Raw genomic sequence first — 18,316 nt, 5'->3', positions numbered from 1 at the left:
TCTAATTTGTGCTGGTAAGGTCATGTTTTTATATAGATAATAATTCAGATAGAAACAATTAAGACAGATAACAGCACGAACACATTCCATAATTATAGAGAGAATGTGAGTACCGAAGATTTAATAAATAATTAAGGAGGGAAGAACCGTGCCACGTAAAGGACATATCGCAAAGAGAGACGTATTAGCGGATCCAATTTACAACAATAAGGTCGTTACAAAGCTTATCAACAACATTATGTTAGATGGTAAGAAGGGTGTAGCACAGAAGATCGTCTACGGTGCATTTGATCGTATCGCAGAAGAGACTGGTAAGCCTGCATTAGAGGTATTCGAAGAGGCTATGAACAACATCATGCCACTCCTCGAGGTTAAGGCTAGACGTATCGGTGGTGCAACATATCAGGTACCTATCGATGTAAGACCTGACAGAAGACAGGCTCTCGGACTTCGTTGGTTAACAGCTTTCTCACGTGCAAGAAGTGAGAAGACTATGGAAGAGAGACTTGCGAAGGAGATCATGGATGCAGCTAACAACACAGGTGCATCTGTAAAGAGAAAAGAAGACATGCACAAGATGGCAGAGGCAAACAAGGCATTCGCTCACTACAGATTCTAATTATCTGTGTGAGAATGCATTTGCATGCATGCTTATGTGTATATGGGACACAATAGATGTGTTACGAAAATTAGCAAAAGGAGGACAATCCGTTGGCTGGAAGAGAATATCCATTGGACAGAACAAGAAACATTGGTATTATGGCTCATATCGATGCAGGTAAGACAACTCTTACAGAGCGTATCTTATACTATACTGGTGTTAACTATAAGATTGGTGATACTCATGACGGTACAGCTACCATGGACTGGATGGAGCAGGAGCAGGAGAGAGGTATAACAATTACTTCAGCTGCTACAACATGTCACTGGACACTTGAGGATCATCACAAACCAAAGGCTGGCGCGTTAGAGCACAGAATCAACATCATCGATACTCCGGGACACGTTGACTTCACTGTTGAGGTTGAGCGTTCACTTCGTGTACTTGACGGAGCTGTAGGTGTATTTGATGCTAAGGCTGGTGTAGAGCCTCAGTCAGAGAACGTATGGCGTCAGGCTGACACATACAATGTACCTCGTATGGCATTCATCAACAAGATGGATAAAATGGGTGCAGACTTTTTCTACTCAGTTCAGACAATCATTGATCGTCTGGGCAAGAATGCAATTCCAGTACAGATCCCTATCGGAAAAGAGTCAGACTTCATCGGTCTGATCGATCTGTTCGAGATGGAAGCATACTACTACAAAGATGATAAGGGCGAGGACATCGAGATCACAACTATCCCTGATGACCTTAAGGAGCTTGCAGACAAGTGGCATGAGAACCTTGTCGAGAAGATCTGCGAGTTAGATGACGACTTAATGATGATGTACCTTGAGGGCGAGGAGCCATCAATCGATGAGATGAAGAAGGTTCTTCGTAGAGCAACTATCGCATGTGAGGCAGTTCCTGTATTCCTTGGTTCAGCTTACAAGAACAAGGGTGTTCAGAAGATGCTTGACGGTGTTATCGAGTACATGCCGGCACCAACAGATATCCCTGATATCACAGGTGTTGATCCAGACGGTAACGAGGTTGTTCGTCATTCATCAGATGATGAGCCATTCTCAGCTCTTGCATTCAAGATCATGACAGATCCATTCGTTGGAAAGCTTGCATTCTTCAGAGTTTACTCAGGTACACTGAACTCAGGTTCATATGTACTGAATGCAACAAAGGATAAGAAGGAGCGTGTAGGACGTATCGTACAGATGCATGCCAACGCTCGTAAAGAGATTGATAAGGTTTACTCAGGAGATATCGCAGCTGCTGTAGGTTTCAAGCTTACAACTACAGGTGACACAATCTGTGATGAGCAGCATCCAGTTATCCTTGAGTCAATGGAATTCCCAGAGCCAGTTATCGAGCTTGCTATCGAGCCTAAGACCAAGAATGATCAGGGTAAGATGGGTGAGGCGCTCGCAAAGCTTGCTGAGGAGGATCCTACATTCAAGGCTCATACAGACAAAGAGACAGGACAGACAATCATTGCCGGAATGGGTGAGCTTCACCTTGAGGTTATCGTTGATCGTCTTCTCCGTGAGTTCAAGGTTGAGGCAAACGTTGGTGCACCTCAGGTTGCTTACAAGGAGACATTCACAAAGCCAGTTGATATCGACAGCAAGTATGCTAAGCAGTCAGGTGGTCGTGGACAGTACGGTCATTGTAAGGTTAAGTTCGAGCCTATGGATCCTAACGGTGAGGAGACATTCAAGTTCGAGTCAACAGTTGTCGGTGGTGCTATTCCTAAGGAGTACATCCCAGCAGTTGGAGAGGGTATCGAAGAGGCAGCTAAGGCTGGTATCCTTGGCGGCTACCCAGTACTTGGTGTTTATGCTAACGTATACGATGGATCATACCATGAGGTCGATTCATCAGAGATGGCATTCCACATCGCTGGTTCTATGGCATTCAAGGAGGCTATGGCTAAGGCTGACCCAGTTCTTCTTGAGCCTATCATGAAGGTTGAGGTTACAATGCCTGAGGAGTACCTCGGTGATGTAATCGGAAGCTTAAATGCTAAGAGAGGCCAGATCGAGGGTATGGATGATATCGGCGGTGGTAAGATCGTCAGAGCATTCGTTCCACTTGCAGAGATGTTCGGATACTCAACAGAGCTTCGTTCATCAACACAGGGTCGTGGTAACTACTCAATGTTCTTTGAGAAGTACGCTCAGTGTCCAAAGAGCATTCAGGAGAAGGTTATCGCAGAGCATTCTAAGTAAGATATTTGACGAAAGACATTTTCCTGGTCTTTCAGGTCATATAAATAAAAAATTATATATGCTGGCAGGTTAAAGATTACATATCGTTAGCCTGCTGGTATAAAGAGATAAAAAATGGTTGAAAATCTCTAGTATTTTCTATATAATGATTTTTAGCCGAGTAACCCGCGTGGGGTATAATTTTTAAGGAGGATTTTATATCATGGCAAAGGAAAAGTTTAATAGAAGTAAGCCACATTGTAACATCGGTACAATCGGACACGTAGATCACGGTAAGACTACTCTTACAGCTGCTATCACAAAGGTTCTTTCAGAGAGAGTTGCTGGTAACACAGCTACAGATTTCGAGAACATTGATAAGGCTCCAGAGGAGAGAGAAAGAGGTATCACTATCTCTACAGCTCACGTTGAGTACGAGACAGAGAAGAGACATTACGCACACGTTGACTGTCCAGGACATGCTGATTACGTTAAGAACATGATCACTGGTGCAGCTCAGATGGATGGTGCTATCCTTGTTGTTGCTGCTACTGATGGTGTTATGGCTCAGACAAAGGAGCATATCCTTCTTTCACGTCAGGTTGGTGTTCCTTACATCGTTGTATTCCTTAACAAGTGTGATATGGTAGACGATGAGGAGCTTATCGAGCTCGTTGAGATGGAAGTTACAGAGCAGCTTGAGGAGTACGGATTCAATGATTGTCCTATCGTTAAGGGTTCAGCTCTTAAGGCTCTTGAGGATCCAATGGGACCTTGGGGAGACAAGATCATGGAGCTTATGGATACAATTGATTCATATATTCCAGATCCACAGAGAGATACAGATAAGCCATTCATCATGCCTGTAGAGGACGTATTCACAATCACAGGTCGTGGTACAGTTGCTACTGGTAGAGTAGAGGCTGGTGTAATTCACCTCAATGATGAAGTTGAGATCGTTGGTATCAAGCCAGAGATCCAGAAGACAACAGTAACAGGTATCGAGATGTTCAGAAAGCTCCTTGACGAAGGTCAGGCTGGTGATAACATCGGTGCCCTTCTTCGTGGTATCAAGAGAGAGGATATCGTAAGAGGACAGGTTCTTTGTAAGCCAGGTTCAATTACATGTCATACAAAGTTCACAGCACAGGTTTACGTTCTGACAAAGGACGAGGGTGGTCGTCATACACCATTCTTCAACAACTATCGTCCACAGTTCTACTTCAGAACAACAGACGTTACAGGTGTATGTAACCTTCCAGCTGGTACAGAGATGTGCATGCCTGGTGATAACGTAGAGATGACAATCGAGCTCATCCACCCAATCGCTATGAGCCAGGGTCTTACATTCGCTATCCGTGAGGGTGGTAGAACTGTAGGTTCAGGAAGAGTTGCTTCTATCATCGAGTAATCGCTGATAAACCGCATAAATAAAGGATTTTCAGACCTTCGAGGGTTCGCCCTCGGAGGTCTTTTTTTCTGACAAAAAATGGGATTTAATCTTTCTTGAAATAATAACCATGGAGGAAGATTAAATGGATCAAGTAAAATGCCATATTTGTGGAACGAAATGTGTAAAATCAGTAAAGACAAAAACTGGATCACAGCGTTGTTTTTGTAGAGAATGCAAATCATCGTTAACACACAAGATAGGATAACAATTCAAAGGAATTACAAATATTCCTGGGTTGGTTGTTTGGTAAAGAGTCACAATCGGGGATGCCTGGTGAGGCGAGAACATTCAGAAGAAAGATATCAAAAATTTGCCCTATACCCCAAGATATACAAGTGATGGAAGAACGGTTGGGAGCGATAAATAAATTGAAGATGTAGGGGCGGGTGGAACAGGTGGGAACGATGAATAATATTAAGGAAAATACTTGTAATAAATATGAAATCCCTGCCAAAATGTTTACTGTTATTTAATATTTGAGTGAAGATTTTTAATAGACAAATAAACACCATAGAAGTATAATGAACAGAAAAAGAAGGGGGAAGTTTTTATAATAGAAGCACCTGAAAGATTCAAATTAGAAGATACGACAATATGGTCTTTTCCTGAAAGAGGAAATTGGGCTACACATTCAGGAAAATACAGAGGAAACTGGTCTCCGTATATTCCTAGAAATATCATCTTACGATATTCTAAGAAAAAAGATTGGATACTAGATCAATTCTTAGGCAGTGGCACAACGTTGATTGAAGCAAAGTTATTGGGAAGAAATGCAATCGGCGTTGATATAAATTCTGAAGCTGTCAAATTATCTAACACAAATCTAAATTTTACTTGTCAAGAAAAATCAAAAATATTCACCAAACAAGGAAATGCAAACAATTTATCATTTATAAAAGACGAAAGTATAGATCTTATTTGTACACATCCACCATATGCAGATATTATACAGTATAGTAAAGAAACCCCTGGAGATATTTCGCATCTAAAATATGAGGTTTTTTTGAAGGAACTGGAACAGGTTGCAAAAGAATCATATAGAGTATTAAAAAAGCAAGGAATATGTACATTTATGATTGGGGATATACGTAAGAAAGGCTATGTGCTACCACTGGGAATGAACTCTATGCAAAAATTTGTTGATACAGGATTTAGACTTAAAGAAATTATTATAAAAGAGCAACATAATTGTCGTTCTAGTGATTATTGGGAGGGAAGAGAAAGAAAATTCTTAATGTTGGCACATGAATATATTTTTATATTGGAGAAAGCAAACGATCATAATTCCATTTGAAATGAAAGAAATAGTCTTTGTTGAATAAAAACACATGTTTGCAAAGAAGTCTGCGATCGCTGAAATTAATGTTGATATGACTGAAATCACATGATAGAATAACGACATAGCAATATTTTAGAAAAAATGGTTTAGAGGTTAAAATATGGCGGTCAGTTATAAAAAATTATGGAAATTACTTATCGATAGAGATATGAAAAAGAAAGATTTATGTGAGGCTGCAGGTATTAGTCATGCTTCGGTGGCTAAACTTGGAAAAAATGAAAATGTTACAACGGATGTGCTGGTGAAAATTTGCACTGCCTTAAAATGTGATATCAGTGATATCATGGAAATAAAAGAGGTTGAAAGGGAAAAGGCGTGATGGAACAAGTTTTAAAGAAAGAAAAACAGATACAGGCAAAGCCTATTATGAAATGGGCCGGCGGGAAAACCCAGATGTTAGGGGATATCATGCCTAAAATTCCTCAGAAATATGGAAAATATATAGAGCCATTTATTGGCGGTGGCGCATTGTTTTTTGCATTAAGTCCAGATAAAGCAATAATCGCAGATAGCAATCCAGAATTGATTAACATGTATCGACAAGTTGCTGATAACGTAGAGACTGTTATTTCATATCTGAAAAAATATAAAAATACTAAAGAGGATTTTTATGAAGTACGTTCGTTAGATTGGCTTAAATTAAAAAAAGAAGAAGCAGCAGCGAGAACGATTTATTTGAATAAAACATGTTTTAATGGTTTATATCGTGTCAATAAGAAAGGACAGTTTAATGTTCCGTTTGGTAAATATAAAGCTCCAAACTTTTGTGATGAAGAAAATTTATATGCTGCATCAGATGTGTTGAAAAAAGCAACTATAACATGTGGAGATTATTTGTCAGTATTGAAAGAATATGCAGAACAGGGGGACTTTATCTTTTTAGATCCCCCGTATTTACCAATTTCAGAATATTCGGATTTTAAGAGATATACAAAAGAACAATTTTATGAAGAAGATCATGTAGAATTAGCGAAAGAGGTTAAAAGATTACAGGAATTAGGTTGTCATGTAATATTGACCAATTCTAATCATCCATTGGTACATGAGCTATATGCGGATTATAAGATTGAGGTTATCCAAACCAAAAGGTATATTTCTTGCAACGGAAGTAAAAGAAAAGGCGAGGATATTATAGTAGATATTTTGCCAAAACAAAAAACTATGTTAAAAATAGTTCCGAAACCTTTACCTGAACAGGTAATGAAATATCCAGCAACTAGATATATGGGTTCTAAAAGTAAATTATTGCCTCAAATTTGGGCTGTTGCTTCACAATTCAATTTTGACTCAGTAGTGGATCTGTTTTCTGGCTCTGGCATTGTAGGTTACATGTTTAAAGTTCAGGGAAAAACTGTAATTAGCAATGATTATATGGCTATGTCAGCAACCTTTACCAAGGCAATGGTAGAAAACAATAATGTTGTATTGCCATTGGACGAGGCGAAAAAATTATTGATTGAAAAAAGAGAGTCTGATCATTTTGTAGAAGAGACATTTCGAGGCTTATATTATAAAGATGAGGAAAATAGGCTAATAGATGTTTTGCGGACTAATATTGCTGCTATTAGAGATCAATATAAGAAAGCAATTGCAATGACAGCATTGATTAGAGCTTGTACAAAGAAAAGACCAAGAGGAATTTTCACATATACTGGAGATCGGTATAATGACGGAAGAAAAGATTTGCAGAAATCTTTAGAACAGCAATTTTTGGAAGCAGTGGAAAGTATTAATAATGCAATTTTTGATAATGGTTGTGAAAATAAATCTAAACATGGCGATGCAATGGAAGTAAAAATTAAGCATCCTGATTTAGTATATATTGATCCACCGTATTATTCTCCATTGTCAGATAATGAATATGTACGTAGATATCATTTTGTCGAAGGTCTGGCACGAGATTGGAAAGGTGTCGAAATACAGGAAAATACAGTAACAAAGAAATTTAAGTCATATCCGACACCGTTTTCAACTAGAAAAGGTGCTGCGGATGCATTCGATAAGTTGTTTAAAAAGTTTTCCGACAGTATTTTGATTGTATCTTATTCTTCTAATAGTCAACCAACACAAGATGAAATGGTTGCACTTATGTCTAAATACAAAGAACATGTAGAGGTAGTTCCAATAGATTATACATATTCTTTTGGAAATCAGAAACGTGCTAAGACAAATCGAAATAAGGTACAGGAATATTTATTTGTTGGATTTAACGGAGAAGATGTATGGAAGAAAAAATAGATATCTGGTTAGTAGGAAATACTGGATTACGAAATCCAAATAGAATACAGGAAGGCTTTGAAGCATTTGCAAATTCACCGTATGTGGGAAAACTTCGTGGGAAAGAAAATGAAATTGGCTTTATGAATTTCCTTAATGACCAAGGAATTATCCAAAATGAAGCAGGTAAGGATACATCTGGTAGTCATGCTCGGAAATGGCGTTTGATGTTTTCAAAAAATGGTTTTATCTATCCACAAGTAAAGAAAAAAGATGGAGATCAAGATGAACTGGGTCAGTTAGATGATATACCACCATTTGGACGAGCTTTTTTAAAGGCAGATACATATCCAGCAGTGCAAGAATGTTATTTAAGGGCACTAAGTGTTGAACAGTTTGCTATGCCAGATGGGAATTCTTATTTTTCGCCATTGAGATGGATACTGGCGATTATGTTGGAATTAGAAAGAAGAACGGGAAGTTCCGAGATCGCCAGAATAGAATTTGCATTATGGGGTCATACGACAAATCCAAGTTATTCAATCGAAAAAGTCGTGGATAATATTTTGGATCTGCGTATTCGTAGAAAACAAGCACCGTCAAAACGTAATTTTGACAAGAAAGAAGTTGCAGAACGTGGAAAACACTATGATAAGAAATCAGATAATTTTCTTGATTACAGTGACATGAACATGCGATACTTACGTATTTCTGGAGTGCTACAGCGAAAAGGTAGGGGAATGATTATCGTCCCAGCTAAGCATATTTTGGCTGAAAAACTGGCAAAATCAACATCCAATGAAGAATCAATAATGATTCAATATAAAAGATTGTGTGAAGGTGCAGAATTACCGACGGATAATTTGGATACTGCTAAAGCTTTATTGAATGATTTAATGAAGCAGATGAAGGAAAGACATATTCTGTTTGATATTAGTGATCTACCGTTAAATACTGCAACAGAAATTAATATTGCTAGAAAAAGTTTAGAAAATCTTTTATCTCAGACAGATGAAATCCAGTATGCGAAAGAACAATGTAATCAATGGCAGGAAATAGCAGATTATATGGAGTTATTGATTAAAGGTGGAGGAAAGCGTACATACGATGATGATAATGTTATTGAAGTACCAAAAGATGAGACTCCGGCATATTTGGAGTGGATTTTATGGAGAGCTTCTTTAGCTATTGATCACATGGTCAATAAACCTTATGAAGTAAGAGGATTTAAATTAGATTCTGATTTTCTTCCAGTATCTGCCGCTGGTGGAGGAAAAGGTGATCTATATTGTGAATTTAATGATTTTACAATCCTAACGGAAGTTACGATGTCTACGTCATCACGCCAAGAAGCAATGGAGGGCGAGCCTGTAAGAAGGCATGTGTCAGATGCTGTCTTAAAATATGATAAGCCAGTATATGGAATGTTTATTGCTGTGAAAATAGATACAAATACGGCGGAAACATTTAGACATGGAATTTGGTACGCACGAGGAGATTTAAAGCAGAGATTGGACATTGTGCCACTAACATTAGCTCAGTACAGGGAATATTTTATGGCAATGTTTAGAACCGGTCATGCTAATCCAGAAAAACTACGAGAATTGATTTTGCTATGCGAAACTAGAAGAGATATTCTGAATGCACCGGGATGGAAGGCGTATATAGGAAATGCAGTTGATGAAAAAATAAAAAGAATGGAAAAAGGACCATTAGTAAGTAAAAGTAAAGAATTACCGATAGTGCCACCAGGAGCAAACATATGTCATCTGATATATGGCGAAGGACGAGTGGTTGCAATGGATGTGTATTTTCCCGAAGCAAAGGTGAAAGATAAAAAAATTCCATATTTAGTGGGGATTCCAGATGAAATTAGTTTGTATGCAGATGGAAAAACTATATTGCATGAAAGATATGGCGAAGGTATAATACGTGCATATGTGGTTGCTTTTCAAAATGAAATAATACCATTATGTTTTCCTAAAGTGTTTAGTGAGGGATGTGTAAAGATATTGTAAATGAAGGATAAAAAGTATAATTTTGCATAAGATAAGGAGTAGATAATGTATAATTATATAAGTAATTATAAAGGACGAACTGATTTGGTCGATTTATATGGAGATAATTCATTGCTATTGTATGCGTTACAATTGAGATATGACATTGAAGATATAATATCAGTTGCTTCGGAAGCGTTGACAGATGGAAGTGATGATAAAAAGTGTGATTTGATTTATATAGATAGAGATTCGGGATTTGCAGTTGTGGCGCAAGCTTATATGAAGAAAAATCCGACGGAAACAGACTTGGCGAAGGTAAATAAAGCAAGTGATTTAAATACGGCAGCATCATGGATTTTTACGAGAGATATAAATGATATACCAGATAGAATAAAAGATTCAGTTAGTGAGTTACAAGAAGCTATTAAAGATGGCGATATTAACACAGTTTATTTTTGGTATGTTCATAATATGAATGAAAAAAATAATCCAGAAGTTCAGGAGGAATTGAATACTGTTCAGATTGCAGCACAAAAATTGGTAAATAATTTGGCTGGAGATAATTCTGTTAAAATAGTTTCATTAGAAGTTGGAAATGATACGATTGAACGTTGGTATAATAGCTCTAGTAAACGAATTACAATTGAAGAAGAGATTGATGTAGAAGGAAATGGAAAAGCCTTTGAAATCAAGGGAGGAAAGTGGAAATCTTGTGTAACAGCTGTAAAAGGTAGCTGGATACGAAAACTTTACTTAATGTATAAAGATGATCTTTTTTCTGGAAATCCAAGAAACTATTTAGGGGCGGGAAAAAGAAAAAATAAAATTAATTTAGGCATTATGGACACAGTGCAAGAGCAACCAGAAAATTTTTGGGCATATAACAATGGATTAACAGCATTAGTGAATGATTATGAAATAGATGATGACAATATAACAAAGGTACATGGAATAACTATTATTAATGGAGCACAATCAACGGGAGCTATTGGAGCTGTTGAAAGCTTAAAAGAAGATTTTCTTGTGCCGATACGTTTTATTGTATGTAGTGATCCTAAGATCATAGAAGAAATTATTAATAATAACAATAAACAAAATGAAATTTTGCCATCTGATTTAAGAAGTAATGATAAACAACAAGTAAGACTTAGAAAAGAGTTTGAAAAATATCCACAACTGTATTATAGCGGTGGTAGAAGAGATAGTACAAGGGTTAGAAACAAAGAAGTCTTTGATCCATATTTGGTTGCACAAACTTTATTGGCTTTTCATGGAGATTGTGTAACTGCTTATAACTCAAAGAAATTGATATGGGACGAGGATAAAGAATACACAAATATTTTTTCGGATCAATTAACTGCAGAACATATTATTTTCGTATATTCATTGGGGAGAGCTATTGATGAATTTAAAATTAACTTAAAAAATAAGAAAGAACAAAGAACGGATATAGAAGATGATGAACTTAATTTTTTGAGTAAGCGTGGCTCTAAAATGTTATTGATATCAGCAGTAAGCACTTGTATGGAAAGCTTACTTGGAAAAAAGATTTTAGATTCTTGGAGGTTAGTGTTTAAAGATAATAAAAATTTTGATAAGTTAGTTGAAGAATGGAAAGCAATATTAGATGTTTTGATGCCATGGCATTCTACGCTTGAATCGGCAATTGTAAGTGGTTTAAAAAGTAAGGAAGCCACACAAAATGCAGCTAAACAATTGAGAGCAACGTTGACATCGTTTAGTTCAATGTATGCTCAACAATTGAAACCATTTTCAGATAGTATAAATACAGATATGTAGATAAATACAGAGATATTGTGATAACACCATGATAACAAAATCTCCAAAAACTACACGGACACAGTGGAAAATCACACGAAAAATCGCCATTTGCACACTGCAATACACCGGTCTGATATCGTGAAGGTGGTAGAACTGTAGGTTCAGGAAGAGTTGCAACTATCATCGAGTAATCGTTGATAAACCGCATAAATAAAGGATTTTCAGACCTTCGAGGGTTCGCCCTCGGGGGTCTTTTTTTCTGCTCGAAAATGGGTTTTGACCATATTTTGACCCTAATTTAGAGCAAAAAATGAGCTCTGACCCTACAAATGACATAAAAATCTCAGAGGGAAGATCTAAGGATAGGATATTAAGGGTACAGGGGATAAAATACTTTGACATACACGTAGATGCGTGTTAATGTGAATACAGAAAAAGGTGCTACCGATAGACGGTCAGCCCATATACTAATTGATTACAAAGGTAACCGTTAGGTTTGTGAGTCTGGGGCGGTTACTTTTGTGGTTTATTACTATCTTTACCGAATGTGTATCCGGCACAAAAGCAGGTGATGCCGAAGCCAACTACTGCAATGAAATCCATGATACTCATTGGCTTAGCCCTCCTTTCCAATTCTCCCTGTAAAAGGTTTCTATGTAATCAGAGGGGTGCTGTGTGCCGGTGGCACTCGTTTAGCACCGACCGTAATGGAGTGTAGACCACAGTCCCTCTGGTGAAGGACTAACCGCCTAACGTTATGGTAGCACACATGTCCAGATTGTAGCATCCTGTAATTATGAGGGCAACACGGAAAAAGTTGAAAAACGTCGAAAAATAAAAAAAAAACGTTATAGAAACTTTAAATAATGTTCAAACACAATTAGATACTTTAGTTAAAGAAACTCATAAAGCAATTATAGATACTCGAGTAGCATTTGAAAAAACAGATAAGGATAATATTAAGTTTTGGAAAGGATAGCGACATGCGAAAAAAAAGTGCATTATTTTTGATTTGTTGTTTTATTATATGTTTAGTAGGGTGTGGTGTAAAAATAAAAACAGAACATTCACAGAAGAATTCTCAAGTAGAATTAACAAGTAGACAGAAGAAAATATTAAAGGAAGCGGGATTATCCACCAATTATGATGATTTGTTATCTTCACAGAGGATTGCAATCAAAAGAATTGAGGAATTATATAAGTATTTAGATAGTGAATATGATGAAGAATTTATTTATGAAGGTTATATTGCTCCAAACTCGCTACAAGATGAACAATTAATAGTTTATCCCCAAGGACTAACAGAAAGTGATATTGTAACAGTAACGGTTTCTAAGATAGATGATAAAGAGATTATAACTGATGATTATTTGAATCTATTATTAAGAGATGATTATGAATCATATATAAAAAATATTATAGTAAAAATAGTTAATTCAGAAAATGTAAAAGTATATTCAGAGATAACTGAAGTTAAAGATAAGAATAATTCGAAATATGATAACAATGTTTCTGCAATGAATAAAATCTTTATTCTCAACACAGATGATAATAAAGAAATGCTTGACAAGCTTAATAAGAAATACAAAGAAAGTTTAGAATCTCATAAACTGTATAGCGTTAATAAGTTTTATATAATGGAAGAAAATGCATTTGAAAAAATAACCAAGTATAATTATGATGAGTACTTGAATGATGATAATATAGTAGCAAAATTCAGATGTAGTTTATCTGAATAAAAAAATTGGATCGTTAAATAATAAATGTAAAGCAAATTGAAACAAAAATAAAAAGTGTGTCTAATAGAATGTGATATATAGTAGCTGAAAATAATTACAATAATTGGAGATTATATATTGTAATAGCTAGATTTATAAGAATTGTAATATAGAACATTGTTAAATATTATTTTGGGGAGTAAATGAAAAATTTCTACTCACCGGTTATGGCAATTTCCAGTACATTGGTCCGGCGAATGGCAATGCCAATTACAATCCGTATGGCAATGCTCAGTATGGTGCCGGATATGGTGGTAATTATAAAAATAGCTAATTATTATTTATATAGAAGAGACGCAATATAGAAGAAAAACAATAATATAATACGTATAGATCTATAATATGGCCGGGGTATTTATCGGCTGCTGATAATAGTTGACTACGACAATAAAAATGTCGTGGTCAACTATATTTTTATGTATGGGACTTAAAATGATAAAAAAGACTAAACCTGATTTAGTGATCTGGTGTATTTACATATTTGCTGAAAACAGCCAATTCCCGCAGTGTGTCCTGTAAAAAACACCCGAAAAACACTATTCTGTCAATGAATGGGTCAAGTTTTTAGCAAAAGCTTGACATGTAGCATCAGCCCTTGCTGAAGGCAACTTAAAATGGGCTGATGTTCAATAGAAAGGAGGCAACAGATATGGATCAGAAAAAGGCCGGTTCATTCCTAAGAGAACTGAGAAAGGAAAAACAGTTTACCCAGGAACAACTTGCAGAGTGGTTTGGAGTAACAAGCCGCAGTGTGTCAAGGTGGGAGACAGGCAGCAATATGCCGGATCTCAGTATTTTGGTGGAGCTGGCAGATTTCTATGATGTTGATATCAGGGATATCATTGATGGAGAAAGAAAGGGTGAGGACGTGAATAAGGAAGAGAAAGAGCGATTGCAGCTTGTAGCGGATTATGCAGAAAATGAGAAGAATACATTGCTGATGAGATTGCGTATAATCAGCATAGTGGGATTGGTTTCGCTCATTGCAGGACTGACGATGATGGTGATCAGCAGAGATAACAATCTTCCAGTCTATGATTATTTGATGGGGACGCTTATGGGAGTTGCTATAGGTGCGTTGCTGGTTGCGGTGTTCTATTCAACCGGAGTTTTAGAAAACATGAGGAAGCGGAAAAGAACGCTTATGAAAGTGCTTTTGGTAATAAGCATATTATTCCTGCTTGGAACATTCATCGCGGCAATCATAGCATCGTTATGATATAATGAGCATTGCGACGGTTGAGCTTGCGCAAACTAAATGTAATATGCTATAATTTTTAAGGATGCAATGTGGACGATCAGTTTGTGGCATCCACATGAGCACAGATATTTTACGTGAGATATAGTAAATATGAATAGTGCAATCATTTTTTATGACGAAAGAATTACAATTATATATGTATAAGCCCATAATATGGTTGGGCGTATCTACCAGCTACCGATAATAGTTGACTACGACATGGATTGCCGTGGTCAACTATATTTTTGTGTAAAAATATGTGTGTGGATACAGAGTATGGATAGGGTTTTACAAAAAATATAAAATGATTTTGGAGGGTGCGCGTATGAGGTATGACGTGATAATTATTGGAGCAGGACCAGGAGGAATATTTTCTGCATATGAGCTGACAAAGCAGGCTCCGGATCTCAAGGTTGCAGTGTTTGAGGCTGGACATGAGCTTAAGAGAAGAAAATGTCCGATAGACGGCACAAAGATCAAGAGCTGCGTGGGATGTGATAGCTGTTCGATCATGAGTGGATTTGGCGGTGCAGGTGCATTTTCCGATGGAAAGTACAATATTACAAATGACTTTGGCGGAAGTCTGTATGAGTACATCGGCAAGAACGAGGCCATAGACCTCATGAAGTATGTGGATGATATCAATATGGAGTACGGCGGAGAGGGTACGAAGCTTTATTCCACTGCCGGCACAAGATTCAAGACAGTGTGTCTGCAGAACAGGCTTCATCTGCTTGATGCTTCGGTCAGACATCTTGGCACGGACATCAACTATATAGTTCTAGAGAATCTGTATGCATATCTTCAGGACAAGGTGGATTTCTATTTTGACACTCCTATACAAACGGTGGAAAAGATGGACGATGGAACATATAGTGTATGCTGCAAGAAGGGTACATTTGCTTGTGACAAATGTATCATATCCGTTGGAAGAAGCGGAAGTAAATGGATGGAGACAGTGTGCAAGGATCTTAATGTGCCCACAAAATCTAACAGAGTAGATATAGGAGTCAGAGTAGAGCTCCCTGCAGCTATATTTGCACATTTGACGGATGAGCTCTATGAGAGCAAGATAGTATACAGAACGGAGAAGTATGGAGACAAGGTGCGAACTTTCTGCATGAACCCAAGGGGTGCCGTGGTTACTGAGAATACTAATGGAATCATAACGGTAAATGGCCACAGTTATGAGGATCCTGCAAAACAGACGGATAATACAAACTTTGCGCTCCTTGTGGCAAAGCATTTCTCAGAGCCGTTCAAGGACTCCAACGGATACGGCGAGAGCATAGCGAGACTCAGCAACATGCTGGGCGGCGGAGTAATAGTGCAGAGATTTGGCGACCTCATAAGGGGACAGCGCTCCACCCAGAGCAGGATAGAGGAAGCGTTCATCACACCTACGCTCAATGCCACACCGGGAGATCTGAGCCTTGTCCTTCCAAAGAGAATTCTGGATGGAATAATCGAGATGATCTACGCTCTTGATAAGATAGCCCCAGGAACGGCAAATGAAGATACACTGTTGTATGGAGTTGAGGTCAAATTCTACAACATGGAGGTTGAAGTAGATGATAAGCTTGAGACAAGATACAAGGGGCTGTATATCATAGGAGATGGCAGCGGAATAACACACTCCCTTTCACACGCATCTGCAAGCGGTGTATACGTAGCAAGAAATATTGCACATGGCGAATAAAACGAATAGATATTTATATAGAAGAAAGTCATTCAAAACAGAGTATCGTGATAGGGGTTCCAGATACTCTGTTTTTATTTGATAAATGAGTTTCAAGTGAAAATACATTTGTTTGACTGGATGGGAGAAGAATGGTAGAGTTGTAAATGGCATGAAAATAGATTTAAAGTCTGCAACAAATATGAAAACAAATTTAACTAAGAAAACTATTAGTGGCATTGTATAGAAGACACTATATGATGGATTATTTTCGAAAGAAGAAAGAAAATAGGAAAATATAGAGGGATCAGTTATAAATCAGATATGCGCATCTATGGATTCATTCTTTGATACAGAAAAGAAAATAGGCGATTATATCGTTAGGAATCCCAAGAAGGTTGTGGATATGACAGTCGGGGAGCTGGCAAAGGAGTGCGGTGTCAGCGAGGCCTCGGTGTCGAGATTCTGCAAACGAATAGAGCTGAAGGGATTTCACCATCTCAAGATATCGCTGGCGAGAGAACTCGTGGATGCCAAGGATGACGGAGAGATATCTGGACATATATCTGTGGATGATATGGAAGGTTCTCTGAGAGGAATACTGTCGAATAAAAGTGTATATACAATCCAAATACATAATTATATATGGAGGAAACAGACATGAAAGATATCAAATGGGCAGTTCTCGGAACAGGAGTTATTGCAAATGAGATGGCAGTGGCACTCAAAAAGAATGGCAGGAACATTTATGCGGTTGGTAACAGGACGTATGACAAAGCGGTGGCATTTGCTGAGAAGTATGGCATAGGTAAGGTTTATTCAGACTACAATGAGATGTTCACGGATCCGGAAGTGGACGTGATATATATAACGACTCCGCACAATACACACATACAGTTTATGAGAAGAGCGATAGAGAATGGAAAACATATACTTGTGGAAAAATCTATAACATTGAACAGCGATGAGCTTGAAGAGATGCTGGAACTGGCGGAGCAGCACAATGTGATCATAGGAGAGGCGATGACTATTTATCATATGCCTATTTACAGAAAACTTAAGGAGCTACTGGGCTCGGGTGCACTTGGCAAAGTCAATCTCATAACCATGAACTTTGGAAGCTTCAAAGACTATGATATGAACAATCGATTCTTCAACAGAAACCTTGCGGGAGGGGCAATGCTGGATATAGGTGTGTATGCCCTGTCATTTATAAGGTGGTTCATGGACTCAAAGCCAGACAAGCTTCTTTCAGAGGTTAAGCCTGCGCCTACTGGAGTGGATGAGCAGGCAGGACTTTTGCTTATGAATAAGGAAGGACAGATGGCAACCGTTATGCTGTCCCTTCACTCGAAGCAGCCGAAACGTGGAATGGTATCATGTGAAAACGGATATATAGAGGTGATGGAGTATCCAAGAGCGTGGGAGGCGAAAGTCACATACACAGATACAGGCAAAACTGAGACTGTTGCAGCCGGAGAAAATGCGGATGCCCTTGCGTATGAGCTTCAGGACATGGAGAGTGCGATATCCGGTGATGGAGATATGTATCTGGAATATACAAAGGATGTCATGGATATGATGACAGAGTTCAGAAGATCATGGCGATTTACATATCCAGAGGAAGAATAGGTAGATTGTCATATGTAGGGGAGGCTGTTTAGAATAATTGCACACAATTGTCAGATAAATAAAAAAAGTCATTGACATAAGATTGCAGTGGTGGTATCTTATAAAAGCTGTCGCATGAGCAGGCAGCAGACGACAGCTTTTATAGGTATACAACATGATATGTCACTGAGACATGATTATAAATTACCTGAAAAAAGTTGTTGACATACACACTTCGGTGTGGTAATATTTAGAAGTTGTCGCCGAAGAGGTCGGACATCAGCAACCGAAAAGGTCTTGAAAAAAGATAAAAAAGTTGTTGACAAAGAACTCCAGATGTGATAACATATAGAAGTTGTCGCTGAGAGGCGAAAACATAAAGAACCTTGAAAAATTAACAACATGACAAC

Annotated in this window: 12 protein-coding genes, 2 pseudogenes and 1 riboswitch; all 14 genes and pseudogenes read left to right on the top strand. The window is 37.8% G+C overall.

Annotated features, from left to right (window positions below; genetic code table 11):
- The first annotated feature begins 148 nt into the window (after positions 1 to 148).
- The gene (gene rpsG, locus ABUA31_RS11345) at positions 149 to 619 is read left to right on the top strand and encodes a 30S ribosomal protein S7 (protein WP_004850607.1); all 471 of its coding nucleotides are present in this window, start codon (positions 149 to 151) and stop codon (positions 617 to 619) included.
- 92 nt (positions 620 to 711) lie between these two features.
- Positions 712 to 2,829, top strand: a complete 2,118-nt coding sequence (gene fusA, locus ABUA31_RS11340; RefSeq protein WP_071849530.1) for an elongation factor G — start codon at positions 712 to 714, stop codon at positions 2,827 to 2,829.
- Between the two features lie 202 nt (positions 2,830 to 3,031).
- Entirely contained in the window at positions 3,032 to 4,219 is a 1,188-nt protein-coding gene (tuf, locus tag ABUA31_RS11335; RefSeq protein ID WP_055147771.1) for an elongation factor Tu, read from the top strand.
- A gap of 124 nt (positions 4,220 to 4,343) precedes the next feature.
- Positions 4,344 to 4,599 (top strand): annotated as a pseudogene (locus tag ABUA31_RS11330) (IS256 family transposase); the annotation flags it as partial.
- Between the two features lie 197 nt (positions 4,600 to 4,796).
- Positions 4,797 to 5,555, top strand: a pseudogene (locus ABUA31_RS11325) (TRM11 family SAM-dependent methyltransferase); the annotation flags it as partial.
- A gap of 145 nt (positions 5,556 to 5,700) precedes the next feature.
- Positions 5,701 to 5,919 carry a helix-turn-helix domain-containing protein gene (locus ABUA31_RS11320; RefSeq protein WP_004850568.1) on the top strand — a complete coding sequence of 73 codons (219 nt, stop codon included), beginning with the start codon at positions 5,701 to 5,703 and terminating at the stop codon, positions 5,917 to 5,919.
- Positions 5,919 to 7,838 carry a Dam family site-specific DNA-(adenine-N6)-methyltransferase gene (locus tag ABUA31_RS11315; RefSeq protein WP_004850566.1) on the top strand — a complete coding sequence of 640 codons (1,920 nt, stop codon included), beginning with the start codon at positions 5,919 to 5,921 and terminating at the stop codon, positions 7,836 to 7,838. The genes ABUA31_RS11320 and ABUA31_RS11315 overlap by 1 nt, the downstream gene beginning before the upstream one ends.
- The gene (locus ABUA31_RS11310; RefSeq protein WP_349818714.1) at positions 7,823 to 9,835 is read left to right on the top strand and encodes an AlwI family type II restriction endonuclease; all 2,013 of its coding nucleotides are present in this window, start codon (positions 7,823 to 7,825) and stop codon (positions 9,833 to 9,835) included. Before ABUA31_RS11315 ends, ABUA31_RS11310 begins: the two co-directional genes overlap by 16 nt.
- A gap of 45 nt (positions 9,836 to 9,880) precedes the next feature.
- Positions 9,881 to 11,617 carry an AIPR family protein gene (locus ABUA31_RS11305; RefSeq protein WP_349818715.1) on the top strand — a complete coding sequence of 579 codons (1,737 nt, stop codon included), beginning with the start codon at positions 9,881 to 9,883 and terminating at the stop codon, positions 11,615 to 11,617.
- 917 nt (positions 11,618 to 12,534) lie between these two features.
- The gene (locus ABUA31_RS11300) at positions 12,535 to 13,338 is read left to right on the top strand and encodes a hypothetical protein (RefSeq protein ID WP_349818716.1); all 804 of its coding nucleotides are present in this window, start codon (positions 12,535 to 12,537) and stop codon (positions 13,336 to 13,338) included.
- A gap of 688 nt (positions 13,339 to 14,026) precedes the next feature.
- Positions 14,027 to 14,596 (top strand): helix-turn-helix domain-containing protein, encoded by a 570-nt coding sequence (locus tag ABUA31_RS11295; protein ID WP_349818717.1) that lies wholly within the window; start codon positions 14,027 to 14,029, stop codon positions 14,594 to 14,596.
- A gap of 157 nt (positions 14,597 to 14,753) precedes the next feature.
- Positions 14,754 to 14,852: riboswitch (purine riboswitch) on the top strand.
- A gap of 90 nt (positions 14,853 to 14,942) precedes the next feature.
- Complete coding sequence (locus ABUA31_RS11290; RefSeq protein ID WP_022216321.1) at positions 14,943 to 16,316, top strand: NAD(P)/FAD-dependent oxidoreductase; 1,374 nt, start codon at positions 14,943 to 14,945, stop codon at positions 16,314 to 16,316.
- Between the two features lie 277 nt (positions 16,317 to 16,593).
- The gene (locus ABUA31_RS11285; RefSeq protein WP_082418105.1) at positions 16,594 to 16,959 is read left to right on the top strand and encodes a MurR/RpiR family transcriptional regulator; all 366 of its coding nucleotides are present in this window, start codon (positions 16,594 to 16,596) and stop codon (positions 16,957 to 16,959) included.
- Positions 16,956 to 17,927 (top strand): Gfo/Idh/MocA family protein, encoded by a 972-nt coding sequence (locus ABUA31_RS11280; protein WP_055224366.1) that lies wholly within the window; start codon positions 16,956 to 16,958, stop codon positions 17,925 to 17,927. Before ABUA31_RS11285 ends, ABUA31_RS11280 begins: the two co-directional genes overlap by 4 nt.
- Positions 17,928 to 18,316 lie beyond the last annotated feature (389 nt).

The organism is Coprococcus sp. RTP31081st1_H1_RTP31081_211007, assembly GCF_040227275.1.
Classification (GTDB): Bacteria; Bacillota; Clostridia; order Lachnospirales; family Lachnospiraceae; genus Coprococcus; species Coprococcus aceti.
The sequence above is the reverse complement of the archived record's forward strand: the minus strand, read 5'-3'. Positions and strand labels throughout refer to the sequence as shown.